Genomic DNA, 23090 nt, shown 5'->3' on the forward strand with positions numbered 1-23090 from the left:
GCCCGCCGCCGCTCACTCGGTGTAGCGGCGGCGGGTCCACAGCGGCAGGACGAACCAGCACACGCCGTACCAGACGACGATGCCGGTGACCAGCCAGGGCACGTAGTCGTCGTGCGTGGCGACCCGCAGGATCAGCAGCAGCGAGGACGCCATGGTGACGAGGAGCAGGACCAGCCCGACCAGGGTGAGCCGGGAGGCCCACTCGACCGCCTGGGGTTTGATCCGGCGGCCGGACACCAGCCGGTGCAGTGACACCGGGCCGATCAGGGCGCCGGTGGCGGCGGCGCCCACGGCCACGGTGAAGATGTAGATCGACTGGTCGGTGGACCGCAGGTCGTCGTACTTCGGCGTGAACACGACGGTCAGCAGGAAGCCGAAGAGGATCTGCACGCCCATCTGGGCCACGCGTACTTCTTGGAGGAGGTCGAGCCACATGCGGTCGGCCCGCTCCTCCTCGGTCTCGTTGCGTCCTCTGCGCCGCTTCGCGCCGCCGTCGGCGTCCGTCACCGTGTCCTCCCGCGTCCTGGAGAAGCGCGCCCTGGAGCGACGCGCCCTCAGCTGTGCGGGTACCCGCTGGACGGGGTCCTGCCCCCGTCGCCCCCTGCCCCGTGGTTCACCAGCGGCCCTCGACCTGGTCCTTGATGCGGCGGTCGTAGAGGTCCCGGATCGCGGCGAGGGTGTCCTCGGAGAGGTCCGGGAGCGCGGCGGCGGCCGCGTTGGCGCGGGCCTGCTCGGGCGATCGGGCACCCGGGATGACGGTGGTCACGCCGGGCTGCTGGATGATCCAGCGCAGCGCCAGCTGGGCCGGGGTCCAGCCCTGCGGGGCGAGCGCGGAGAACTCGGCCGCGGCCTCCACGCCGGTGGCGTAGTCGACGCCCGAGAAGGTCTCGCCCTGGTCGAAGGCCTCGCCGTGCCGGTTGTAGGTGCGGTGGTCGTTCTCGGGGAAGACGGTGTCCTTGGTGTACCGGCCGGACAGCAGGCCGGAGGCCAGGGGCACGCGGACGATGATGCCCACGCCGGCCTCGCGGGCCGCCGGCAGCACCTCCAGGAGGGGCTTCATCCGGAAGGCGTTGAGGATGATCTGCACGCTGGCCACGTGGGGCCGGGCGATCGCGGTCAGGGCCTCGGCGCAGGTCTCCACGCTGACGCCGTAGTGGGCGACGCGCTCCTCCGCCACCAGGGTGTCCAGGGCGTCGAACACCTCGTCGGTGGAGTAGACGGGGGTCGGCGGGCAGTGCAGCTGGACCAGGTCGATGCGGTCCGTGCCGAGGTTGCGCCGCGACCGGTCGTTCCAGGCGCGGAAGTTGTCCAGGACGTAGTTCTCGGGGATCTGGTCGACGCGGCGGCCCATCTTGGTCGCGACGAGGACGTCCAGGCCGGGCCGGTCGCGCAGGAACCGGGCGATGGTCTGCTCGCTGCGTCCGTCGCCGTACACGTCGGCCGTGTCGAAGAAGGTCACCCCCGACTCGGCCGCCGCCTCCAGCACACCCTCGGCCTGCTGGTCGTCGACGTCTCCCCAGTCCGCGCCGAGCTGCCAGGTCCCGAGGCCGATGACGGACGCCGCGAGGCCCGCCCTGTCGAATGCACGCTGTTCCATGGCGCCAGTGTGTCATTCAGGATTCAAGTACGTGGAACGGACCCCTCCGAGTAGGGCCGGTCGGCCCTGGCCTGCACGGTGCGCGCAACTCTCGGGCCGAGCCACCGCTTGAGCCGGCGCAGCGTCTCCATCTGCCCGGCGGCCCGGTCGATCCGGTAGTAGAGCTGCGGCGGGACATGGGGCAGCAGGGGTGAGTGGCGCTGTCCCAGGAGGGCGAACATCTGCTGCGGGGGCAGCTGCATGTACCGGGGCAGGTTCTCGTACCACAGGGCGCTGTAGCGGGCGGCGCTCTGGACGGACAGCAGGGCCCGTCTGCGCTCGTCCTCGTAGCGGGCGAGGGCCCGCGGGAGCGAGGGCTCCTCGTGCAGGGCGGCGGCGAGGGCCATGGCGTCCTCCAGGGCGAGGGTGGTGCCCGCGCCGATGGAGTAGTGGGTGGTGTGGGCGGCGTCGCCGATCAGGACGAGGTTGCCGCGGTACCAGGTGCGGTTGGTGAGGGTGCGGAAGTGCAGCCACTGGGCGCCGCCTGCGGTCGACGGGCGGCTGTGCAGGGGGTGCCCGTCGAGGACGTCGGCGAAGAGCTTCTCCAGCAGGGCCAGTCCGTCGGCCTCGCTCGCGCGATGCAGGCCGAGGCCGGTGAAGGTCTCGGGGGAGCACTCGACGACGCAGGTGCTCGCCTCGGGTCCGAAGCCGTAGCCGTAGCCGTAGCACCAGATCCAGCCGTGCTCCGTCTCCACGAAGGCGAAGGTGAAGGCATCGAAGACCTTGCTGGTGCCCAGCCAGACGTAGCGGTTGCGGCCCATGGTGATCTGCGTGCCGAAGTGGCCGGCGTGCCGGGCGCGCAGGGTGCTGCGCACACCGTCGCCCGCCACCACCAGGTCGGCGGCGGGCAGGGCGTCCGGGGTGATCTCGTGCTCGAAGTCCAGGTGGACGCCGAGCGAGCGGGCTCGGTCGGCCAGGATCTTCAGCAGCCGGTGCCGGCCGATGCCGTGACCCTCGTCGCCGGGCTGGCGGGCCGTCAGGTCCCGTACGTGGGCGACGCCCTGATTCCAGCGGACCGAGCTCGCCTCGATGGCGCGGGCGGTCACGGGGTCGTGCGCGTGGAGCCGGTCGAGCAGGCCGCGCCAGTAGGTGACGCCCCACCCGTAGGTGGTGCCCTCCGGGTTGCGTTCGTGGACGGTGACCTCATGGGACGGGTCCCGCAGCTTGAGCAGGATCGACAGGTAGAGCCCGGCGGGTCCGCCGCCGACGCACGCGACCTTCACACACTCACCTCTATAAATGCACTAAATGGCCATTTCGGACCGCAGAGTAGCAGGCGGTGTGCCCGATTCCGCACCACCTGCGGATCGCGCCAGTTTTCCGGGGTGAGACAGCCCACCGATGCCGGTGCCGCGCGCGAAGGATCACCGCCGAAGCGCGCCCACGGAGAAGGAATTGCCTGTTCCGCACGTGGGGGGCCTCGTCGCGAGCAAGATCGTCTTGGTTCAACCCTGCACGACATGTACATACTTGTCCGGATCGGGCCCCACCACGGGCGCGCGGTTTCTCCCGCTCTCCTCCGGCCCGATAGGCATACGGAGTCATCACCCGAACGCACCATCGAACGCACCCGGGAGATCCGTATGCCCGCACTCAGCAGACGGCAGGCGCTCACCACCGCCGCGGCCCTCGCCACCGCGGCGGCCCGCATCACCGCCGCCCCCGCCCCCGCCGCGACGGCGGCCGGACACCACGACCCGCACGTGCCCGCCCCCTTCGACGAGGTCTACCGGGGCCGCCGGATACAGGGCCGCCCGGCGACGGGCGCCCACGCGCACCACGGCACCGGCTGCACCGTGCTCATCGACGGCGTGGAGCTGCATCTGATGCGCAACGCCGACGGCACCTGGATCAGCGTCGTCAACCACTACGACCCGGTGCCCACGCCGCGCGCCGCCGCCCGCGCCGCCGTGGACGAGCTGCGGGGCGCGGCCCTGCTGCCCTTCCCCGCCAACTGACCCGCCGCACCCGCACCGTGGAGCACCAGCCGACATGACCGTCCGCAAGAACCAGGCCGCCCTGACCTACGCCGAGAAGCGCCGCTTCGTCGACGCCGTCCTGGAGCTGAAGCGCACCGGACGCTACGACGCGTTCGTCACCACCCACAACGCCTTCATCCTCGGCGACACCGACCACGGCGAGCGCACCGGGCACCGCTCACCGTCGTTCCTGCCCTGGCACCGCAGATTCCTGCTCGATTTCGAACGCGCGCTGCAGGAGGTGGACGCCTCGGTCGCGCTGCCCTACTGGGACTGGACCGCCGACCGCTCCCCGCGTTCCTCGCTGTGGGCGCCCGACTTCCTCGGCGGCACCGGGCGCGGCCTCGACGGTCAGGTCATGGACGGGCCGTTCGCCACCGGGGCCGGCACGTGGCAGATCACCGTCCGCGTGGACGGCCGGACGTTCCTGCGCCGCTCGCTGGGGACCGCCGTGCGGGAGCTGCCCACCCGGGCCGAGGTCGAGTCGGTGCTCGCCGTGCCGACGTACGACATGGCGCCGTGGAACAGCGCGTCCGACGGGTTCCGCAACCACCTGGAGGGCTGGCGCGGCCCGAACCTGCACAACCGGGTCCACGTCTGGGTCGGCGGGCACATGGCGACCGGGGTGTCCCCCAACGACCCGGTGTTCTGGCTGCACCACGCCTATGTCGACAAGCTGTGGGCCGAGTGGCGGCGGCGGCATCCGGGTTCCGGCTACCTCCCGGCGGCCGGGACACCGGACGTGGTCGACCTGCACGAGACGATGAAGCCCTGGAACGACACGCGTCCGGCCGATCTGCTCGACCACACCCCGCACTACACCTTCGACACGGACTGAGGGCCGTACGCCCGGCCGGTCAGGCGTCGGCGCTGCGGCAGTCCGGGTGACCCCAGCCCTGCGCGTTCTTGGCGATCTGCTCCCCCGCCGCGTAGCCGCGCCCGCAGACGCAGCGGCCGGGGAACTTGGCCTTGATCGTGCGCGCGGCAGAGCCGTTGCGGCGGGCGGGCGCGGCCTTGCGACGCGGTGCCTTGGTCTGCGGGACGTCCGGGGAGGACGGCGGCTCGGGCGAGCCGAGTGCGCTGCCCGCGGGCTCCTGCGCGACGGCGGCCTGGCTGGCGGCGCGATCGGCGAAGTCGTTGAGCGGGTCGCCGTCGACCTGGTGGGCGGGGACGTAGCGGAACTCCACGTCCCGGCCGTCGAGCAGGTCGTCGATGCGCACCACGAGATCCTGGTTGGCGACCGGCTTGCCCGCGGACGTCTTCCAGCCGTTGCGCTTCCAGCCGGGCAGCCAGGTGGTGACGGCCTTCATGGCGTACTGCGAGTCCATGCGGATCTCCAGCGGCACGTCCGCGTCGGTCGCGCCGAGCAGCCGCTCCAGGGCGGTGAGTTCCGCGACGTTGTTGGTGGCCCGGCCCAGCGGGCCCGCCTCCCAGCGGTCCGGTGCCTGCTCCGGACCGGCGACGACCCACGCCCAGGCCGCCGGCCCGGGGTTCCCCTTCGAAGCCCCGTCGCACGCGGCCACCACACGTTCACGCATGCGTCCGATCATGCCATGGGCCGGCGGCCCGCCCGGTACCGGTACGGGCCGCCGGCCAGGAGCACGGGGCGCTCAGGACACCTCGGTCGTCTTCGGCGTGTCCCCCTCGGTCGTGGTGACGTCGATCACCGAGAAGTTGGCGCCCTGCGGGTCGGTCAGCGCGGCGAACCGGCCGAACGGCGAGGTCATCGGACCGAACCGCAGCACGGCGCCCTGCTTGGTGGCGCGGGCGACGGCGTCGTCGCAGTTCTCCACCGTGAAGTAGAGGTTGATGTAGGAGGGGATCTCCGGCGGGAACTCCTCGGTCATCCGCATCCGGCCGAGCACCATGTCGTCACCGATCGTGAAGATCCGGAAGTCCATCCCGTCGCCCTCCATCTGCCGGGCGCCGTAGCCGAACACGGCCGGGAAGAAGGCGTCGGTCTTCTCCGGTTCGCGGGTGAAGACCTCTCCCCAGCAGTACGCGCCGGGCTCCTCCATCGACGCCTCGAAGCCCACGTGGGTACCGGGCTGCCACAGGCCGAAGACGGCCCCGCTGGGTTCGCGGGCCAGGCACATGGTGCCGAAGTCGCCGACCGCCATCGGCTCCATCAGGATCTCTCCGCCGTTCTCCCGGATCCGGCCGGCGGTCGCGGCGGCGTCGGAGGTGGCCAGGTACAGGCACCACTGCGACTGGCCCTCCTGGCCGGGCATCGGCGGCACCAGCGCGGCGGCGGCCTTGCCCTGAGCGTATGCCTGGGTGTAGTTGCCGTACTCGGACGACGACTCGCCGAACGTCCAGCCGAGGACGTCCCCGTAGAAGTTCTTGGCCCCTTCGAGGTCGGTGAACATCGCGTCGACCCAGATGGGGGTTCCCTCAGGTGTCACGGCCATGGCTGCGCTCCCGCTGCGTGGAAGGTCCGGTTTCTCACGCTAGCCACGGTGCCGTCGGGCCGCGCGCCGAACGCGGGGTTCCGTTCCAGACTGGAAGGGGACCGGCGACGAGCCGGAGGACGGGGTCCATCATGGCGGACGGGACGATGCGCGCGTGGTCGGTGACCGAGCCGGGGCCGCTCGACGGCGGCCCGCTGCAGGTGGTGCGCAGACCGGTGCCGGAGCCGGCCGAGGACGAACTGCTGGTCCGGGTCCGGACGTGCGGGGTGTGCCGTACGGACCTGCATGTCGCCGAGGGCGACCTCCCGGTGCACCGGCCGGGTGTCACCCCCGGGCACGAGGTCGTCGGCGAGGTCGCCGGGGCCGGCGCGGCCGTCCGCGGCTTCGGGCTCGGCGAGCGGGTCGGGGTGGCCTGGCTGCGGCGGACCGACGGGACGTGCCCCTACTGCCGGCGCGGCGCGGAGAACCTGTGCCCGGGCTCCTCCTACACGGGCTGGGACGCGGACGGCGGGTACGCCGCGTACACCACCGTGCCGGCGGCGTTCGCCCACCGGCTGCCGGACGGCCTGGACGACGTGGGCCTCGCCCCGCTGCTGTGCGCCGGGATCATCGGTTACCGCGCGCTGCGGCGGTCGGCGCTGCCGCCGGGCGGCCGGCTCGGGCTGTACGGCTTCGGGGGCAGCGCGCATCTGTGCGCGCAGCTGGCGCTGGCGGAGGGCGCCACCGTGCACGTCCTCACGCGCGGGACGGCGGCGCGGCGGCTGGCCCTGGAGCTGGGGGCCGCCTCGGCCGGGGACGCGTACGCGATGCCGCCCGAGCCGCTGGACAGCGCGATCCTGTTCGCCCCCGTCGGCGACCTCGTCCCGGTCGCGCTGCGGGCCCTGGACCGGGGCGGCACCCTGGCGATCGCGGGCATCCACCTCAGCGACATCCCGGCGCTGAACTACGGGCGGGAGCTCTTCTACGAGCGGCAGGTGCGCAGCGTCACCGCCAACACCCGTGAGGACGCCCGTGAGTTCCTGGCGCTGGCCGCCGAGCACGGGGTCCGCGCGACCACCCACCCTTACCCGATGTCGCGGGCGGACGAGGCGCTGCGGGACCTGAAGGCAGGGGGTTTCGACGGAGCGGCGGTGCTGGTGAACGACTTCTGACGGGCCGTCACCGGCCTGTGCGCGGTGGCCGGTCGGGGCCTTCCGCATCGGGCACCGCTGTGCTTGCCTGGGGGCCCATTCCGGGGTCCGGGGCGGGAGCCGCCGTATGCGCAGACTGTGGTGCGTGGGGGTCGTGCTGGGTGTCGCGCTGCTCGGGGCCTGCGGTGATCCGGCGTCGCGGCCCGCGAGCGCGCCGTCCGAGGTGCCGGCCGCGTCCGCCACCACCCGCCGGCCGGCGCCGTCCTCGCCCCGCGTCCCGCCCCGCGCGAAGCCCCGGCCCCCGTCGCCCGCGAAGCCGCCCGGGGTGCTGTACCTGGGCGACTCCCTGGCCATGGAGGCGCAACGGGTCCTCGGGCGGGAACTGCGCCGCGAGCTGGGGGCCGTCTACTCCAGCGCCCCGTACTCGGGGACGACGCCGTGCGACTACCTGGAGGGCACGGGCGCCCGGTCCCTGGTGCCGGCGGCGGACGAGGCGGCGGCGCTGGTGCGGCGGCTGCGGCCGGACTTCGTGGTCCTCCAGTTCTGGGGCAACGCCTGGGGCTACACGCCGTGCATGGCCGGGATCACGCACGAGGCGTCCCCGCGGAAGTACTTCGCGCGCTACGCGGCCGACGTGGAGCGGCTCGGCGAGCAGATCACCGCCGCGTACGGCGGCGCCCGGATCGTCTGGGTCCTCCAGGGGCCGGACCCGGTCACCCCCGACCGGGTCCGGCGCGTCAACGACCTCTACGAGCGGCGGGCGGCCGCCTCCGGCGACCTGGTGTCCGACGCGGGTGCGGCGGTGAGCGCCGCCGGGGCGCCGTACACGTGGGTCCGGTATCTGCCGTGCGCGCGCTTCGAGCGGGCCCACCCGCCGTACTGCACGGAGCCGGGCCGGGGCCGTACGGCCCTGCACCGTGCCGACGACCCTCTGCACTTCTGTCTGGCGCCCACGACCACGAAGCCGGGACCGTGCCCCGTCCGCTCCCCCGGCATCCTGCGGATCGCCCGGGAGATCACCCGGACCCTGCGCGCCGACCTGTGAGCCGGGGTCACTCGCCGGCGTAGGCCCGCTCCAGGGCGGCGATGTCGAACTTGCCCATCGCCATGAACGCCTTGGTGACCCGGGCGGCCTTCTCGGGGTCCGGGTCGGCGACCATGTCCTGCAGCCGCGCCGGGGTGACCTGCCAGGACACTCCGAACCGGTCCTTGAGCCAGCCGCACGGACCCGGTTGGCCGCCGTCCTCGGTGAGCCGGTCCCAGTAGTGGTCGATCTCCTCCTGGGTCTCGCAGGAGATCATGAAGGAGGTCGCCTCGGTGAACGTGAACTGCGGTCCGCCGTTGAGCGCGACGAACTTCTGGCCGTCGATCGTGAACTCGACCGTCATCACGCTCCCTGCGGGCTGCACCGCCCCCTCCGGGTAGGGCGTGACGCGGCCGACGCTGGAGTCCTCGAAGACGGACGTGTAGAAACGGGCCGCCTCCTCGGCCTGGCCGTCGAACCAGAGACACGTGGTGAAGCCGTCGCCTGCCATGGGGTACCTCCCGGAGTGGTCCGCTGTCACGAGTGTCGACCGCCGGCCGGCGCGAAACTCATCGATCGCCCGCGCGGGTCCCCCGGACGGCCGTGCGGAAGCGCCGGGAGAGCACTCAGTTCCCTCCGCCCCGTGCACTGAGTGCCATGTCAGCCGGGTACGGGTGCTACGTTCGCGTCCATGAGCTCCACGAGCGCCGCGCCCGGCCGCGGCGAGAAGCCCCCGATGCGGGACGCCCTGGTCGCGGCGGCCTTCCGGCTGTTCCTGGAGCGGGGGTACGAGCAGACGACGGTCGACGACATCGTGGCGCTGGCCGGCGTCGGGCGGCGGTCGTTCTTCCGGTACTTCCCGTCCAAGGAGGACGTGGTCTTCCCGGACCACGAGCGGTGCCTGGCCGACATGGAGGCCTTCCTCGCCGCGAGCGACGACTCCCATGAGCCGGTGCGCCGGGTGTGCGACGCGGCCCGCCTGGTACTGGGCATGTACGCGGAGAACCCCACCTTCTCCGTGCAGCGCTACCGGCTCACCAAGCGGGTGCCGGGGCTGCGGGCCTACGAGTTGTCGGTGGTGTGGAGGTACGAGCGGGCGCTGGCCGAGTATCTGCGGGCGCGGTTCGCCGGCCGGCGCGAGGGGACGCTGCGGGCGGACGTGATCGCCGCCGCCGTGGTCGCCGCGCACAACAACGCGCTCCGCTCGTGGCTGCGGTCGGACGGGCAGGGCGACGCGGGCGCCGAGGTGGACCGGGCCCTGGGGTACGTGCTGTCGACGTACACGGACGCCCCGGCGCCGTCGCGGGCCGCCGCGGAGGCCGACGGCGACGTCGTCGTGGTCGTGTCCCGCCGCGACGCACCCCTGTGGCGGGTCGTCCAGGAGCTCGAGACCGCGCTCGGACGCGGCTGACGGCACCCTCCGCACGGTCCCCGCGACTTCCCGAAATCCAGGGAACGCAGTGCCTTTACGCGTGGCACTCAGTGCCATACGCTGAGGTCGTGCACGGTCGCACCGCGAACGGCGCACGGGCGTGCTCGGGTCTCCGCGCACGCGGGATTCCGGTCGAGCGCAGGGAGTTGAGCAGCGTGTACCACCACTCAGGCAGCGTGGCCGGCCGGATCACCGGCTCCGGGACCGGCGTGCTCGACGCGACACAGACGGACGGGGACGCCCTCCGCTACCAGCGCTGCACCTGGTGCGGCACCGCGACGTACCACCGGCTGCTGTGCCCGGTGTGTCAGGGCAGTGAGTTGCGCACCGAGCGCAGCGAGGGCGTGGGCACGGTCCGCCACTCCACCGTGGTGCACCGCAACACCCCCGCCGCGCGCAATGTCTCCCTCATCGAGATGGCCGAGGGGTTCGTCGTGCGCGGCCGGGTCATGGGTCCGCCCATCGGCGTCCACAGCGGGGACCGGGTCCGGCTGTCCACCGCGAAGGACCCGGTGCGCGGCGAGCCGGTGTTCCAGCTGGTCGATGAGCCCTACCGCGCCTGGACCTGACCGGACTCCGGCGCCGGACCCGGCGTGGTCCGCACACCGACGGTGCCCTGCACACCTCCGCGGAGCCGGCTGCCGAGCAGCGTGAGGCGGCCGGTGATCCCGTACTTGCGGGCGTTGAGCCGGCGATAGCGGGCGCTGGTCGCCTCGTCGCAGATCTCGGCGGTCGCCGGGACCTGGTCGCCGGTCGGCCGCCCCCGGGGGTCGCACGGGCCGACCAGGACGTCGGCACGGGCCCGGATGCGCCTGACCTTCCAGGAGTCGGCGGCCGTCCACACGCCGAGGGCGTCGCCGTCCCGGACCACCCGGACCGGCGTGGGCACCCCGGTGCCGTTCCTTCGACAGCTGGTGATGAGCAGGTACTTGCCCGCTGCGAGCCGGTCGAGCGACGTGTCGTCCATGGCCGCAGCGTAGGCAGCGGTCTTCGCGACGAGATCACCGGCGCGGTGAACGCGGCGGCGTCCGGGTGCGTATGAAGCGGCGGGTGCTCAACTCCGGGAGGGCCCCGCGGCGTTGTCGCCGCGCTGTACCTGGTTCGGGAGCCATGCATGAGGCACGCACGACGACGTCTCGTCCGGCGGGTGACACGGCTGGCGGCCGTCGGCGGACTCCTCCTCGGGGGGACGATGGTCACACGCGCCGTGGCGAGCGAGCCCCCCGGCCCCTCCGCCGTCCCGCGGACCTTCGCGGAGTCCGCCACTCCGGGGCCCGGCGGTGAGCTGGTCGCCCGTCTGGGCGCGTCCCGTACGGCGGGCAGCTGGATCGGCGCCGACGGCAAGCCGGTCGTCGCGGTCACCGACGAGGAGGCGGCCGCCGCGGTCAGCGGGGCGGGCATGAAGCCCAAGATGGTCGAGCACGGCATGGACGAGCTGAGGTCGGCGACCGAGACGCTGCGTTCGGCGCCCCGCGTGGCCGGCACCGCCTGGGTGGTGGACTACCGCACCAACCAGGTCGTCGTACGCGGCGACAGCACCGTCTCCGCCGGCGACTGGTCGCGGATGACGGACGTCGCCGAGGACATCGGCGGCTTCGTCCGCATGGAACGCACCGAGGGCACCTTCACGACCCGGATCAACGGCGCGCAGCCGCTGCTGTCGACGGCCGGGCGCTGCTCGGCCGGGTTCAACGTCACGGACGGGCGGCGCTTCTTCATCCTGACCGCCGGGCACTGCGGGCCGGACGGCTCGGTGTGGTTCGCCGACAGTTCGGGCACCGACCAGATCGGGCGGACCGAGCGGCAGAACTTCCCCGGCGCCGACTACTCGTTGATCCAGTACTCGGCCGGCGACCCCGGCGCCACCCCGGACGTCGTGTCGATCGGCGGGGGCAAGGGCGTGCGCATCACGGGCGCCGCCGATCCGGCCGTCGGGCAGCGTGTCTTCCGCAGCGGCAGCACGAGCGGGCTCCGCGAGGGCGAGGTGACGGCGCTCAACGCCACCGTCAACTACCCGGAGGGAACGGTGACCGGGCTCATCGAGACGAACGTGTGTGCGGAGCCCGGGGACAGTGGCGGGCCGATGTTCTCCGAGGGGGTGGCGCTCGGTGTGACGTCGGGCGGCAGCGGTGACTGCCAGGCCGGCGGGACGACGTACTTCCAGCCGGTGACGAAGGCGCTGGCCGCGCTGGACGTGCAGTTGCTGGTGTCGGACCAGGGCGGGAAGAAGGGCGCGGCGCCCGCGCCGTCACCGTCGCAGGGCGCCGCCGCGCCGGGTGACGCGTCGCCGGGGTCGTCGGTGCCGGTGAGCGGTGAGCAGGCCGTGACGCTGCTGGCGCGGCTGGCGGACCCGAACAACGTCGGTCCGGGTCTGCTGGTCGTCGCGGGGAGCATCGTCGCCCTGGTGGCGACCCGGTTCATCCGGGCCGAGCAGGACCGCCGGGACTACCGGCGCTACTACTCGGCGACCTGGGGCTGACGAGGAGACGGCGGGGCCGCCACGGGGGGCGGGGCGGGTCGCGAGGAGATGCGGGGGACCCGCCGGGGCCGGGCGGTCAGGCCGCCCTGGCCGGCTGGGGGGCCACTGCGGCCCACTCCATGACGAGGCGCTGGTACTCCTCGCGCTGCTCGACGCTCAGTGTCCCGCCCGCCCGGCGCCACAGCGCCCGGATCTCCTCGTTGACCTCGTCAGCCGATCTGTCGGAGGCGAATTCAACAGTGGTGGACATGTTGTGAAGCATACGATCCCGCAGGTGAAGGCGCTGTGAGTAAGCGCCCCCAAGGCGGACATATCGGACCGTAACGCTGATCACGTCACCACCCGCCCCCTGTACGGGGCTCAGCGGTCGGCGGTCCCCAACACCAGTACCTGGATGGCGAGAACGGCCGCGCCTCGGGCCCAGTCGTGGAAGTCGGACACCTTGGTCTCCAGGGCGATCGGCGCCGCCAGCGGGTGCCGCTGGGCCCGCATGGTCCTCGTCACAGTGTCCCCCGCCACCTCCATCAGGCCCACGCCCTCACCGGCGAGCAGGATCTTCTGCGGCAGCACGAAGTTGGCGATCTGCGCGTTCAGGGTGCCGAGGGCCCGGGCCGCCTCCTCGATCACCCGGGCGGCCATCGGCTCACCCGCGGCGGCCGCGTCCAGGATCTCCTCCCAGGTGTGGTCCCGGCCCGTGGCCGCCTGCACCTGGTAGCGGATGTTCGGGATGGTCAGCAGGGAGACCGCGCTGCCGCGCGCCCCGTCGGGGGTGAGCGGGCCGTGCGGGTCGAGGATCCAGTGCCGGCCGAATCCCCGGTCCTCCTCGGCGTACGGGACGCGCCGGCCGCCGAGCACCAGCCCGTAGCCGATCCCGGCGCCGATGGTCAGGACCACGAACCGGTCGAGGCCGCGCCCCGCACCGAACCAGGTCTCGGCCTCGACCAGGGCGGCGACGTCGTTCTCCACGACGACCGGCAACCCGGTGCGCCGCGCGACGAGTTGGGCGAGCGGCACATCGCGCCAGCCCAGGAACGGGGACTCGCCGACGACGGAGCGGTTCTCGACGAGGCCGCCCACGCCGATGCCGACCCCGGCGAGCCGGGGGTGACGGGCGGCGAGTTCCTCGGTCATCTCCCCCAGCAGGTCGACGACCTCGGCGGGGTCGTGGGTGGTGAGGGGGCGGTCGTGGCGGGCGACGATGTCGCTGCGCAGCGTGGTGACGACGCCGTAGACCATGTCCTCGGTGATCTTGAACCCGAGGAAGGAGCGGGACTCGGCGACGACGTCCAGCGGCTGGGAGGGGCGGCCCTGGCGGGTCTCCAGCACCTCGCCGGCCTCGGGCACCTCGACGAGCAGGCCCGTCTCGATCAGCGGCTTGGTCAGCCGGGTGACGCTGCCCGCGGACAGGTCGAGCCGGCGGGCCAGCTCGGTGCGGGACAGGGGCCCGGCGAGGAGCACCTCGATCGCCACCGCCCGTTCACCGGGGCTGAGCGGACGCCAGCTGTCGACTGCTGCGGTCATGGTCGTCAGACTCCCACATCCATAATTTTTTTCTCCACGAAACCAACGAGGTCAGTCTATGGCCATCGCTTTGACGAAAAGAAGATGTTGACCGACCCCTTGACGACCTGATTCTTCCGCCACAAAAGTAAGTGCCCGAGGACGAGCCGCAGACGAGGGAGTCTCCCGATGACCATCGCCTCCAGCAGTCCCCCGTCGCGTCTGCCCCTGGGCGACGCGACGGGGGCCGGGACGGACCGGAGAACGGCACGGCGGGCGGCGGCCCGCGAGGAGCGGGGGGACGGGCGGCTCGCCGCCGTCTTCATCGCCCCGGCACTGCTGGGGTTCGTGGTCTTCCTGCTCTGGCCCACGCTGCGGGGCGTCTACCTGAGCTTCACCCGCTTCAACCTGCTCACCCCGGCGGAGTGGGTGGGCCTGGACAACTACGTGCGGATGGTCCACGACCCGATCTTCTGGGACTCGATGGGGGTGACCGTCGAGTACGTGGTCGTCAACATCGGCGTGCAGACGGTCTCGGCGCTCGTCATCGCCGTCCTGCTGCAGCGGTTGACCCAGTCGTCGGTGCTGCGCGGGATCGTGCTCACGCCGTACCTGATGTCCAACGTCGTCGCGGGCATCGTCTGGCTCTGGATCCTCGACACCCAGCTCGGCATCGGCAACGAGGTCATCGCGGGCCTCGGGTTCGACCGCATCCCGTTCCTCGCCGACGAGACCTGGGCCGTCCCCACCATCGCCCTCGTCAACGTGTGGCGGCACGTCGGCTACACCGCGCTGCTGCTGTTCGCCGGCCTCATGGCCATCCCGAACGACATGTACGAAGCCGCGAAGGTGGACGGCGCGAGCGAGTGGCGGATGTTCTGGAGGATCACGATGCCGCTGCTGCGCCCGGTCCTCGCGGTCGTCCTGATCATGACGGTGATCGGTTCCTTCCAGGTGTTCGACACCGTCGCGGTGACGACCGCGGGCGGACCCGCCAACGCCACCAACGTCCTGCAGTACTACATCTACGGCGCCGCCTTCGGCCGCTTCCAGTTCGGGTACGCCTCGGCGATGTCGGTGGCCCTGCTGGTCGTGCTGAGCGCCATCACGGTCCTCCAGTACCGGCTCACCCGGGCCGGACAGAGCGACCTCGGCTGAGGGAAGGGAGACACCGACATGGCTGCCGTGGCAGACACCACGACCCTGCGGCGCGTACGGCGCCGGATCACTCCCGGACGGGCCCTCGCCTGGGCGGTGATGACCGCGATCGTGCTCATCACCCTGCTGCCGTTCTACTGGATCCTGCGCACCGCGCTGTCCTCGAACGACGCGCTCGCCGCCCATCCCGGCGACGTCCTCCCGGCCGGCGCGACCACGGGCGGCTTCGAGCGGGCCCTCGGACTGCAGTCGGCCGAGGAGGCGATCGCCCAGGGCGGCTCGGGCGGCGGACTGCGGTTCTGGCGCTATCTGGTCAACTCGGTGGTCGTCTCGACGCTGATCACCGTCTGCCAGATCTTCTTCTCCGCCATGGCCGCCTACGCCTTCGCCCGGCTGCGCTGGCGCGGCCGGGAGGCGGTGTTCGGGCTGTTCCTGGCCGGGCTGATGGTGCCGGCGATCTTCACGCTGCTGCCCAACTTCGTCCTCATCAAGCAACTCGGGCTGGTGGACAGCCTGCTGGGCGTGGCCCTGCCGACGATGTTCATGACGCCGTTCGCGGTGTTCTTCCTGCGGCAGTTCTTCCTGAACGTGCCCCGGGAGGTGGAGGAGGCCGCCCTGCTGGACGGCGCGGGCAAGGTGCGCATCTTCTTCCGGCTGATGCTGCCGATGGCGTCCACGCCCCTGCTCACCCTGGGCCTGCTGACGTACATCACCGCCTGGAACGACTACTTCTGGCCGCTGATGGTGTCCTACAGCGACAGTTCACGCGTGCTCACCGTGGCGCTGGCCATCTTCCGGGCCCAGACCCCGCAGACCGGCTACGACTGGTCCGGCCTGATGGCGGCCACGCTGATCGCCGCCCTTCCGATGCTCGTGCTGTTCGGCTGCTTCGCACGCCGCATCGTCGGTTCCATCAGCTTCACCGGCATCAAGTAAGGGGACAGGGATGCGAGTTCACATGCGGACGGCCGCGGCGCTGACCGGGGCGCTCGTCCTGTCCCTGGCCACCGGCTGCGGCCAGGGCGGCTCGGCCGGGGCGGGCGGGAACACGGTGACGTACTGGCTCTGGGACGCCAACCAGCTGCCCGCCTACCAGGCGTGCGCGAAGGACTTCGAGAAGCGGAACCCGGGCCTGAAGGTGAAGATCACCCAGATGGGCTGGGCCGACTACTGGACCAAGCTCACCGCGAGCTTCATCGCCGGCACCGAACCGGACGTCTTCACCGACCACATCCAGAAGTTCGGCCAGTTCGCCGATCTGAAGGTCCTCGAACCGCTGGACGACCTGGGCCTGGACGACTCCGCCTACCAGCCGGGCCTCGCCGCCAACTGGCGCGGTCAGGACGGCCGCCGCTACGGCGCGCCCAAGGACTGGGACACCGTCGCCCTCTTCTACAACCGGAAGATGGTCGAGGAGGCCGGGCTCGGCACGGACGAGCTCAACAGCCTGGACTGGAACCCCGAGGACGGCGGCACCTTCGAGAAGGCCATCGCGCACCTGACCGTCGACCGCAACGGCGTGCGCGGCGACGAGAAGGGCTTCGACAAGCGCCACGTCACGGTGTACGGCATGGCCACCGGCGGCGCCGGTGACGCCGACGGGCAGACCACCTGGAGCCCGTTCGCCGCCTCCGCGGGCTGGCGCTACACCGACAAGGCCCGCTGGGGCACCGAGTACCGATACGGCGACCAGACGTTCCAGTCGGTGATCGACTGGTACTTCGGCCTCGCGAGGAAGGGCTATCTCGCGCCCTTCACCGACTACACCGACGGCGCCAACCCGGCCACCGCCCAGGTGGCCTCCGGCAAGGCGGCGACCGCGTTCGACGGCGCCTGGATGATCTCCAGCTACTACGGCGCCGAGGGCCTCGACGTCGGCACCGCGCCCACGCCGGTCGGCCCGACCGGCAAGCGCGCCACCATGATGAACGGCCTCGCCGACTCGATCACCCGCAACGCCCGCAACAAGGAGGGCGCCAAGAAGTGGGTGCGGTACCTGGCCTCGAACGAGTGCCAGAGGACCGTCGGCCGCTACGGCATCGTCTTCCCCGCCACCCCCGACGGCACGGCCGCCGCGGTGGCCGCGTACCGCGGGAAGGGCATCGACGTGTCCGCCTTCACCGAACCGGTCACCGACAAGAAGGACTCCGCGACCTTCTCCTTCCCGATCACCGACTACGCGGCGGACGTGTACGCCCTGATCCGTCCCGCCATGCAGGACGTCTACGCCAACGACGCCCCGGTGAGCGGCCTGACCAGGACCAACGACCAGATCAACCTCATCCTCGGCCAGTGAAAGGCACCCACTCCATGACGTTCTCCCTCGGCATCGTCGGCGCCGGCCAGTTCTCCGGCCAGTTCGCCACGCTGTTCCAGGCCCACCCCGGTGTCAGCGACGTGTACGTCACCGATCTGCTGCCCGAGCGGGCCGAGCGGCTCGCCGGCGCGCAGGGACTGGCCGGCACCTTCCCGTCGTACGAGGCGATGCTGGAGTCGAAGGCGGTGGACGCCGTCGCGATCTTCACCCAGCGCTGGACCCACGGCCCGCTGGTCCTCCAGGGCCTGAACGCCGGCAAGCACGTCTACTCCGCCGTCCCCATGGCGATCACCACGGAGGAGATCGCGGCGATCGTCGACGCGGTCAAGGCGACCGGGCTGACGTACATGATGGGCGAGACCAGCGAGTACAACCCGGCGACCGTGCACGCCCGCAACCGGATCGCCGAGGGCGCCTTCGGGCGGCTGTTCTACGCCGAGGGCGACTACGTCCACGACATGGACCTCGGGTTCTACGAGGCCTACCAGTACAGCGGCGGCGAGAACTGGAAGGCGACCGCCTCCTATCCCCCGCTGCTGTACCCGACGCACTCGGTGGGCGGTGTGCTGGGCGCGTGGCGGACGCACGCGGTGAGCGTGTCGGCGATCGGGGTGCTGGACGACCGGGGCGACGGCGTCTTCGACCGGTCGGTCAGCCAGTTCGACAACGACTTCTCCAACGCCACCGCGCTGTTCGAGGTCGCGGGCGGCGGTTCGTTCCGCACCAACGAGTTCCGGCGGGTCGGCTACCCGTCGCACATCAGGGAGTCACGCTTCCGGTTCTTCGGGACCGAGGCGAGCATGGAGCAGCTGGCCACCGTCGCCCTGTGGCAGGACAAGAAGGGCGTCAAGGACATCAGCGAGCTCCTCGAGCCCAAGCAGACCCTGTCCCCCGACGACCCCTCGCTCCAGCACATCGCTCCGGAGCTGCGGGCCGCCTTCACCTCGGGGTCGGCGCCGGTGCACGACCGGTCCCGGCTGCCGCGGGAGTTCGACCACCTGCACAACGGGCACGAGGGCAGCCACCACTTCCTCGTCGACGACTTCGTGACCGCGGTGAACTCGCGCGGCCTGCCGTCGGTGAACGCGTGGGTGGCCGCCCGCTACACCCTGCCGGGCATCATTGCGCACGAGTCGGCGCGCCGCGGCGGGGTCCGGCTGGACATCCCGGACTTCGGGGACGCGCCCGAGGCGTGACGCCCCGGGCGTCACCGGCCCGCGGGCCGGGTGCCTGTCCTGACTCAGGTGCCCGGCTTGCGGCCGTACACGTAGACGTCGTCGCCGTTCTTCAGCAGCGACCAGTACTTCTTCGCGTCGGTCTTCGTCATGTTGACGCAGCCGTGCGAGCCCGGCGGATTCCACATGCTGACGCCGACCGAGTGGAAGGCCTGGCCGCCGTCGAAGAACTGGGAGTACGGCATCGGCACGTTGTAGAGGCTCGACACGTGGTCGATGTGCCGCCAGTAGATCTTCTTCAGACCGGTGCGCGTCTCGTAGCCGTCACGGCCGGTGCGCACCGGGACCGGGCCGTACACGAGCTTCTTGCCGTCCTGGACCCAGCTGAGCTGGAGCGTGAGGTTCACGCAGGCGATACGGCCCTTGTTGACGGGGCACTTGCCGTCTTTGTTCGGGTTCGTCCCGACGGCCTTCTGCTTGTTCATCAGGTCCATCACGCCCCAGGTGACGGGACCGGCATAGCCGGCGTTGGGGCTGATGCCGTGCTTGGTCTGGAAGGCCTTGATGGCCGTGCAGTCGGCGGTGGACTGCTTCCCGTCGACCGGCCGGCCGAGGAACTTCTCGACCTGCTTCTGATAAGGGCCGGTCTGCGTGGTGCAGCCCGTCGCGGCCTGCGCCGGAGCGGCGCCGAGCGTGAGCGAGAGCGGTGCGACCAGTCCGCCGGTGATGCCGAGTGCGACGGCGCGCCGTCTGCGTGTGTCCCCCATGGCCGGGCCCTTCCCTGACGTGTGTGTTCGTGGACTTCTGCTGCATAGACACACCGGGGGCGGGTTCGGTTGTGGCGCGGACCGGGTCGTGACCGAACGGTGAGGTTACGGTCGGTGCCCGGACGGTCTCAGGCGTCGTCCCAGCGTCCCACCGCCGCCCGGAAACCGCTGTTCACCGCGGTGAGGCCGCCGTCCACGACGAGGGTGGTGCCGGTGATCCAGACCGCGTCGCGCGACGCCAGGAAGGCGACGGCGGCTGCGATGTCCTCGGGCTCCCCGACGCGGCCCAGCGGATACAGCGGGCGGACCGCCTCCAGGTCGGCCTCCCGTCCCTCCCAGGCCGACGTGCGCACCGTGCCGGGCGTCACCAGGTTGACGCGGACCCCCCGGGCGGCGGCGTGGCCGGCGAGGGTGCGGGTGAGCGAGCCCAGCCCCGCCTTCGCGGCGCTGTAGGCGTGGTTGCCGAAATCCTGGAGGCCGTTGACCGAGCCGATGCTCACGATGGCGCCCCGGCCGGAGGCGGCCAGGTGCGGCAGGGCGGCCCGGCAGCAGCGGTAGGTGCCGGTGAGAGTGATGTCGAGGTCGCGCTCCCAGGCCACGTCCGGGTCGTCCTCGAACAGCGGGGTGTCCGGGCTGCAGGAGGCGGCGCAGTTCACGAGGACGTCGAGCGCGCCGAAGGCGTCCACGGCCTCGGCGACGGCCGCCTCGACGGCGGAGCGGTCGGCGACGTCGCAGGCCAGCGACCGGGCGATGTGACCGAGGCCGCGCAGCCGGGCCGCGGTCTCCTCCACCTCGGGTCCGTCGCGGTCGGTCAGCAGGACGCGGGCGCCCTCCTCGGCGAGGCGGCGCGCGACCGCGGCCCCGATGCCGCGGGCGGCACCGGTGACCAGGACCGCGTGGTCGGCGAAGCGCGTGGTGTCCGTCATGGACGCACACGGTACTGCCGGAACGATCAACGCGGCAGATGGCGTACGCACATGTCCGCGTTCCTTCGGCGACTCCCCGCGCTCCTGGGCGTCGTGATCGGCGCGCCCGGCTCCTCCGTGGTCGTCGTCCGGGGTGGTGACGGCGAGGGAGGTGGAGCGGTTCGTGCGGGAGGGCCGGGTGGACCCGGAGCGCCGGCGCGCGCTGCCGGGGCGGCAGCGGGCGGGCCGCGAGGGCTGCTGCGCGGCCGCCCGCGACGATCTGGGACTGCCGCCGGGGCACGTCGCGCGCCGGCCGCTCGCCGCGCCCGACCCGGTGCCGCCTCAGCGGTAGCCCGTGGTGTCCGCCGGTTTCCCGGCGTCCTGTACCTCGGGCAGATAGCGCCATGCATCGGGGCGGCTGCCGTCGAGGTCGGTGAAGCCGTAGACGCGGGCGAGCTGCCCGCTGGACAGGGACCGCCCGTTGAAGCGGGCCACGTCCGGATCTGCGGCGAGGGCGGCGACGGCCCGGCCGACGTAGCGCGGGGTCTCGGAGATGGCGAAGTGCGGCACGCGGTCGAGGGCGTCGCGCCAGTTGTCCTCGCGCACCCCGAACGTGTCCAGCATCATCTCCGAGCGCAGCCAGCCGGGGGTGAGGGCGACGGCGGTGGCGCCGCGTGTGCGGAGTTCGTGGCCGAGGGAGAAGGCCATGCGCAGTACGGCCGTCTTGGCGAGGTCGTAGAAGAAGGAGGTGCGGTAGTGGTCGCGGTTGTAGTCGGCGGTGCCGTCGGTCATCTCGACGACCAGTCCGCCGGGCCGGCGCAGGAGCAGCGGCAGCGCGTGGTGGCTGGTGACGGCGTGGGTGTCGACGGCGAGACGGAGCAGCCGCAGGCCGTCGTCGAGGTCGTGCTCCCAGACGGGGCTGTCCCAGGCGAAGAGCTTCTCGCCACCCCAGATGTCGTTCACGAGGACGTCGAGCCGCCCCTGCTCATGGCCGACGCGGTCCACCAGGGCGCGGACCTGCGCCGGGTCGAGGTGATCGGTGGGTACGGCGATGCCGTGGCCGCCGGCCCGGGTGACCAGGTCGGCGGTGTCCTCGATCGTCTCGGGGCGGTCGTACTCGGAGCGCCGGGCGCGGGTGCTGCGTCCGGTCACGTAGACGGTGGCTCCGGCGGCGCCGAGTTCCACGGCGATGCCGCGTCCGGCTCCCCGGGTCGCCCCGGCGACCAGTGCGACCTTGCCCTCGAGCGGGTGTGACATGTCCGGCCTCCCATGGCCCCTGAAGTGCTGTGGGTTCCGAGGGTGCCGGGGAAGCCGGACATCTTCTGTCGTGTTTCTGCGGGCCTTTCCTGGGGCTCACCCGGTCGGGGGGTCAGTGGCCCCGGTCGATCCACTCCTGCAGGTGCGGTGCCTCGGCGCCGATGGTGGTCGGGTCGCCGTGGCCGGTGAGGACCTTCGTCTCGGGCGGGAGGGCGAGCAGGCGGTCGCGGATCGAGTCGATGATCGTCGGGAAGTGGGAGTAGGACCGGCCGGTGGCGCCGGGGCCGCCCTGGAAGAGGGTGTCGCCGGTGAAGACGACGCCGAGCCCGGGGTCGTACAGGCAGACGGCGCCCGGTGCGTGGCCCGGGGTGTGCAGGACCGTGAGGTCGGCGCCGGCCTCCTCGATGACCTGGCCGTCCTGGAGGTGGGCGTCCGGGTCGCGGTCCGGGTGGGTCAGCTTCCACAGGGGTGTGTCGTCGGGGTGCAGCCAGATCGTCGCGCCGGTGCGGTCGGCCAGGGCGGGCGCGGCGTCGATGTGGTCGTTGTGGGCGTGGGTGCACACGATCCCGGCGAGGCGCCGGCCGCCGACGGCCTCGGCGATGGCGTCGGCGTCGTGCGCGGCGTCGATGACGAGCACCTCGTGGTCGTCGCCGACGAGCCAGACGTTGTTGTCGACGTCCCAGGTGCCGCCGTCGAGGGTGAACTGGCCCGAGGTGACGAGGCGTTCGATGCGGGCGGTCATCAGAAGACCACCACCGAGCGCAGCACGTCGCCGTGGTGCATCCGCTCGAACGCCTTCTCCACGTCGGTGAGCCCGATCGTCTCGGTGACGAAGGCGCCGAGGTCCAGGCGGCCCTGGAGGTGCAGGTCGATCAGCGCCGGGAAGTCGCGGGAGGGCAGACAGTCGCCGTACCAGGACGACTTGAGCGCGCCGCCGCGGCCGAAGACGTCCAGCAGCGGCAGTTCGAGCTTCATCTCGGGGGTCGGGACGCCGACCAGGACGACCGTGCCGGCGAGGTCGCGGGCGTAGAAGGCCTGCTGGTAGGTCTCGGGGCGGCCGACGGCCTCGATGACGACGTCGGCGCCGAAGCCGCCGGTGAGTTCGCGGATCGCCTCGACCGGGTCGGTCTCACGGGAGTTGACCGTGTGGGTGGCGCCCATCTCGCGGGCCTTGGCCAGCTTGCGGTCGTCGATGTCGACGGCGATGATCTTCGCGGCCCCGGCGAGCCGGGACCCGGCGATCGCGGCGTCCCCGACGCCGCCGCATCCGATGACGGCGACGCTGTCGCCCAGGCCGACGTTCCCGGTGTTGATGGCGGCGCCGATGCCCGCCATCACGCCGCAGCCCAGCAGCCCGGCGACCTGCGGGCTGACCGCCGGGTCCACCTTGGTGCACTGCCCGGACGCCACCAGGGTCTTCTCCGCGAAGGCGCCGATGCCCAGGGCCGGGGAGAGCTCCTGGCCGGTGGCGGCGAGGGTCATCTTCTGCCGCGCGTTGCGCGTGTCGAAGCAGTACCAGGGGCGTCCGCGCAGACAGGCCCGGCACTGGCCGCACACCGCGCGCCAGTTGAGGATCACGAAGTCGCCGGGCGCGACGTCGGTGACGCCGTCGCCGACCGACTCGACGATCCCGGCGGCCTCGTGGCCGAGCAGGAAGGGGTAGTCGTCGCTGATGCCGCCCTGCTTGTAATGGAGGTCGGTATGACAGACACCGCAGGCCTGGATCTGGACGACGGCCTCGCCCGGCCCGGGGTCGGGCACGACGATCGTCTCCACCCGCACCGGCTCGTCCTTGCCCGCCGCGATCACGCCGCGTACTTCCTGCGCCATGTGCTTCACCCTTCCTCTGCGGCTGTTCGTCCTGTGCCGACCCTAGGCGTGACTGATCGGTAACAGCACAGAGGGGGGTCCGTTCCCTCG

The 23090-nt window shown here is 72.0% G+C and carries 26 protein-coding genes; 12 read left to right on the forward strand and 14 right to left on the reverse strand.

What is annotated here, in order from left to right; all coding sequences use genetic code 11:
• Positions 1–12: 12 nt before the first annotated feature.
• The 3 genes from ACFRAC_RS29885 to ACFRAC_RS29895 all read right to left on the reverse strand — a co-directional run bounded on the left by ACFRAC_RS29885 (position 13) and on the right by ACFRAC_RS29895 (position 2859).
• Positions 13–507, reverse strand: a complete 495-nt coding sequence (locus tag ACFRAC_RS29885; protein WP_382934750.1) for a DUF6328 family protein — start codon at positions 505–507, stop codon at positions 13–15.
• 106 nt (positions 508–613) lie between these two features.
• Positions 614–1597: an aldo/keto reductase gene (locus tag ACFRAC_RS29890; RefSeq protein WP_382934752.1), complete on the reverse strand. Its 984-nt coding sequence runs from the start codon at positions 1595–1597 to the stop codon at positions 614–616.
• 23 nt (positions 1598–1620) lie between these two features.
• Positions 1621–2859: an FAD-dependent monooxygenase gene (locus ACFRAC_RS29895; protein ID WP_382934756.1), complete on the reverse strand. Its 1239-nt coding sequence runs from the start codon at positions 2857–2859 to the stop codon at positions 1621–1623.
• A 360-nt stretch (positions 2860–3219) separates the two neighbouring features.
• On the opposite strand from ACFRAC_RS29895, the gene ACFRAC_RS29900 reads away from it, so the two are divergent.
• Positions 3220–3594, forward strand: coding sequence for a tyrosinase cofactor (locus ACFRAC_RS29900; RefSeq protein WP_382934759.1), 375 nt, complete (start codon positions 3220–3222; stop codon positions 3592–3594).
• A 34-nt stretch (positions 3595–3628) separates the two neighbouring features.
• Positions 3629–4453: a tyrosinase family protein gene (locus ACFRAC_RS29905; protein ID WP_382934762.1), complete on the forward strand. Its 825-nt coding sequence runs from the start codon at positions 3629–3631 to the stop codon at positions 4451–4453.
• A gap of 19 nt (positions 4454–4472) precedes the next feature.
• Here ACFRAC_RS29905 and ACFRAC_RS29910 read toward each other — a convergent pair whose 3' ends face one another.
• Positions 4473–5165 carry a ribonuclease H gene (locus tag ACFRAC_RS29910; protein WP_382934766.1) on the reverse strand — a complete coding sequence of 231 codons (693 nt, stop codon included), beginning with the start codon at positions 5163–5165 and terminating at the stop codon, positions 4473–4475.
• A gap of 60 nt (positions 5166–5225) precedes the next feature.
• The gene (locus tag ACFRAC_RS29915; protein ID WP_382934769.1) at positions 5226–6026 is read right to left on the reverse strand and encodes a VOC family protein; all 801 of its coding nucleotides are present in this window, start codon (positions 6024–6026) and stop codon (positions 5226–5228) included.
• 146 nt (positions 6027–6172) lie between these two features.
• Between ACFRAC_RS29915 and ACFRAC_RS29920 the strand changes: the two genes are divergently transcribed.
• Positions 6173–7177 (forward strand): zinc-binding alcohol dehydrogenase family protein, encoded by a 1005-nt coding sequence (locus ACFRAC_RS29920; protein WP_382934835.1) that lies wholly within the window; start codon positions 6173–6175, stop codon positions 7175–7177.
• A 106-nt stretch (positions 7178–7283) separates the two neighbouring features.
• Positions 7284–8201, forward strand: a complete 918-nt coding sequence (locus tag ACFRAC_RS29925) for an SGNH/GDSL hydrolase family protein (protein WP_382934771.1) — start codon at positions 7284–7286, stop codon at positions 8199–8201.
• Between the two features lie 7 nt (positions 8202–8208).
• Here ACFRAC_RS29925 and ACFRAC_RS29930 read toward each other — a convergent pair whose 3' ends face one another.
• Positions 8209–8691, reverse strand: coding sequence for a VOC family protein (locus ACFRAC_RS29930; protein WP_382934773.1), 483 nt, complete (start codon positions 8689–8691; stop codon positions 8209–8211).
• 180 nt (positions 8692–8871) lie between these two features.
• Here ACFRAC_RS29930 and ACFRAC_RS29935 point away from each other — a divergent pair, with 180 nt between their 5' ends.
• Both ACFRAC_RS29935 and ACFRAC_RS29940 read left to right on the forward strand, forming a co-directional pair.
• On the forward strand, positions 8872–9591 hold the full coding sequence (locus tag ACFRAC_RS29935) for a TetR family transcriptional regulator (RefSeq protein ID WP_382934775.1): 720 nt from the start codon (positions 8872–8874) through the stop codon (positions 9589–9591).
• A 176-nt stretch (positions 9592–9767) separates the two neighbouring features.
• Complete coding sequence (locus tag ACFRAC_RS29940) at positions 9768–10181, forward strand: zinc ribbon domain-containing protein (RefSeq protein WP_361353873.1); 414 nt, start codon at positions 9768–9770, stop codon at positions 10179–10181.
• Here ACFRAC_RS29940 and ACFRAC_RS29945 read toward each other — a convergent pair.
• Positions 10163–10579, reverse strand: a complete 417-nt coding sequence (locus ACFRAC_RS29945; protein WP_382934779.1) for a PPOX class F420-dependent oxidoreductase — start codon at positions 10577–10579, stop codon at positions 10163–10165. The genes ACFRAC_RS29940 and ACFRAC_RS29945 overlap by 19 nt on opposite strands.
• A gap of 147 nt (positions 10580–10726) precedes the next feature.
• Between ACFRAC_RS29945 and ACFRAC_RS29950 the strand changes: the two genes are divergently transcribed.
• Positions 10727–12091, forward strand: coding sequence for a S1 family peptidase (locus ACFRAC_RS29950; RefSeq protein ID WP_382934781.1), 1365 nt, complete (start codon positions 10727–10729; stop codon positions 12089–12091).
• A gap of 76 nt (positions 12092–12167) precedes the next feature.
• Here the strand turns inward: ACFRAC_RS29950 and ACFRAC_RS29955 are convergent, their stop codons facing one another.
• Together ACFRAC_RS29955 and ACFRAC_RS29960 are read right to left on the reverse strand one after the other, a co-directional pair.
• Positions 12168–12353 (reverse strand): hypothetical protein, encoded by a 186-nt coding sequence (locus tag ACFRAC_RS29955; protein ID WP_382934783.1) that lies wholly within the window; start codon positions 12351–12353, stop codon positions 12168–12170.
• 98 nt (positions 12354–12451) lie between these two features.
• Positions 12452–13612: an ROK family protein gene (locus ACFRAC_RS29960; RefSeq protein WP_382934785.1), complete on the reverse strand. Its 1161-nt coding sequence runs from the start codon at positions 13610–13612 to the stop codon at positions 12452–12454.
• A 168-nt stretch (positions 13613–13780) separates the two neighbouring features.
• On the opposite strand from ACFRAC_RS29960, the gene ACFRAC_RS29965 reads away from it, so the two are divergent.
• From ACFRAC_RS29965 to ACFRAC_RS29980, 4 genes are read left to right on the forward strand one after another with little or no spacing between them, the layout of a single operon-like run.
• Entirely contained in the window at positions 13781–14749 is a 969-nt protein-coding gene (locus ACFRAC_RS29965; RefSeq protein WP_382934790.1) for a carbohydrate ABC transporter permease, read from the forward strand.
• A gap of 18 nt (positions 14750–14767) precedes the next feature.
• The gene (locus ACFRAC_RS29970; RefSeq protein WP_382934793.1) at positions 14768–15685 is read left to right on the forward strand and encodes a carbohydrate ABC transporter permease; all 918 of its coding nucleotides are present in this window, start codon (positions 14768–14770) and stop codon (positions 15683–15685) included.
• Between the two features lie 10 nt (positions 15686–15695).
• Entirely contained in the window at positions 15696–17045 is a 1350-nt protein-coding gene (locus ACFRAC_RS29975) for an ABC transporter substrate-binding protein (protein ID WP_382934796.1), read from the forward strand.
• Positions 17046–17059: 14 nt separating this feature from the next.
• The gene (locus ACFRAC_RS29980) at positions 17060–18262 is read left to right on the forward strand and encodes a Gfo/Idh/MocA family protein (RefSeq protein ID WP_382934838.1); all 1203 of its coding nucleotides are present in this window, start codon (positions 17060–17062) and stop codon (positions 18260–18262) included.
• A gap of 44 nt (positions 18263–18306) precedes the next feature.
• Here ACFRAC_RS29980 and ACFRAC_RS29985 read toward each other — a convergent pair whose 3' ends face one another.
• Both ACFRAC_RS29985 and ACFRAC_RS29990 read right to left on the reverse strand, forming a co-directional pair.
• Positions 18307–19008, reverse strand: coding sequence for a L,D-transpeptidase family protein (locus ACFRAC_RS29985; RefSeq protein WP_361353893.1), 702 nt, complete (start codon positions 19006–19008; stop codon positions 18307–18309).
• Between the two features lie 128 nt (positions 19009–19136).
• Positions 19137–19934 carry an SDR family NAD(P)-dependent oxidoreductase gene (locus tag ACFRAC_RS29990; RefSeq protein ID WP_382934801.1) on the reverse strand — a complete coding sequence of 266 codons (798 nt, stop codon included), beginning with the start codon at positions 19932–19934 and terminating at the stop codon, positions 19137–19139.
• 136 nt (positions 19935–20070) lie between these two features.
• Between ACFRAC_RS29990 and ACFRAC_RS29995 the strand changes: the two genes are divergently transcribed.
• Entirely contained in the window at positions 20071–20265 is a 195-nt protein-coding gene (locus ACFRAC_RS29995) for a hypothetical protein (protein WP_382934804.1), read from the forward strand.
• Here ACFRAC_RS29995 and ACFRAC_RS30000 read toward each other — a convergent pair.
• From ACFRAC_RS30000 to ACFRAC_RS30010, 3 genes are all read right to left on the reverse strand, one after another.
• Entirely contained in the window at positions 20256–21170 is a 915-nt protein-coding gene (locus tag ACFRAC_RS30000; protein WP_382934808.1) for an SDR family oxidoreductase, read from the reverse strand. The two genes, ACFRAC_RS29995 and ACFRAC_RS30000, sit on opposite strands and share 10 nt — an antisense overlap.
• Positions 21171–21282: 112 nt before the next feature.
• The gene (locus tag ACFRAC_RS30005) at positions 21283–21912 is read right to left on the reverse strand and encodes an MBL fold metallo-hydrolase (RefSeq protein ID WP_382934812.1); all 630 of its coding nucleotides are present in this window, start codon (positions 21910–21912) and stop codon (positions 21283–21285) included.
• Positions 21912–23000: an S-(hydroxymethyl)mycothiol dehydrogenase gene (locus tag ACFRAC_RS30010; protein ID WP_361353905.1), complete on the reverse strand. Its 1089-nt coding sequence runs from the start codon at positions 22998–23000 to the stop codon at positions 21912–21914. Before ACFRAC_RS30010 ends, ACFRAC_RS30005 begins: the two co-directional genes overlap by 1 nt.
• Positions 23001–23090: the final 90 nt, after the last annotated feature.

It is taken from the genome of Streptomyces sp. NPDC056628, from assembly GCF_042792555.1.
Classification (GTDB): domain Bacteria; phylum Actinomycetota; class Actinomycetes; order Streptomycetales; family Streptomycetaceae; genus Streptomyces.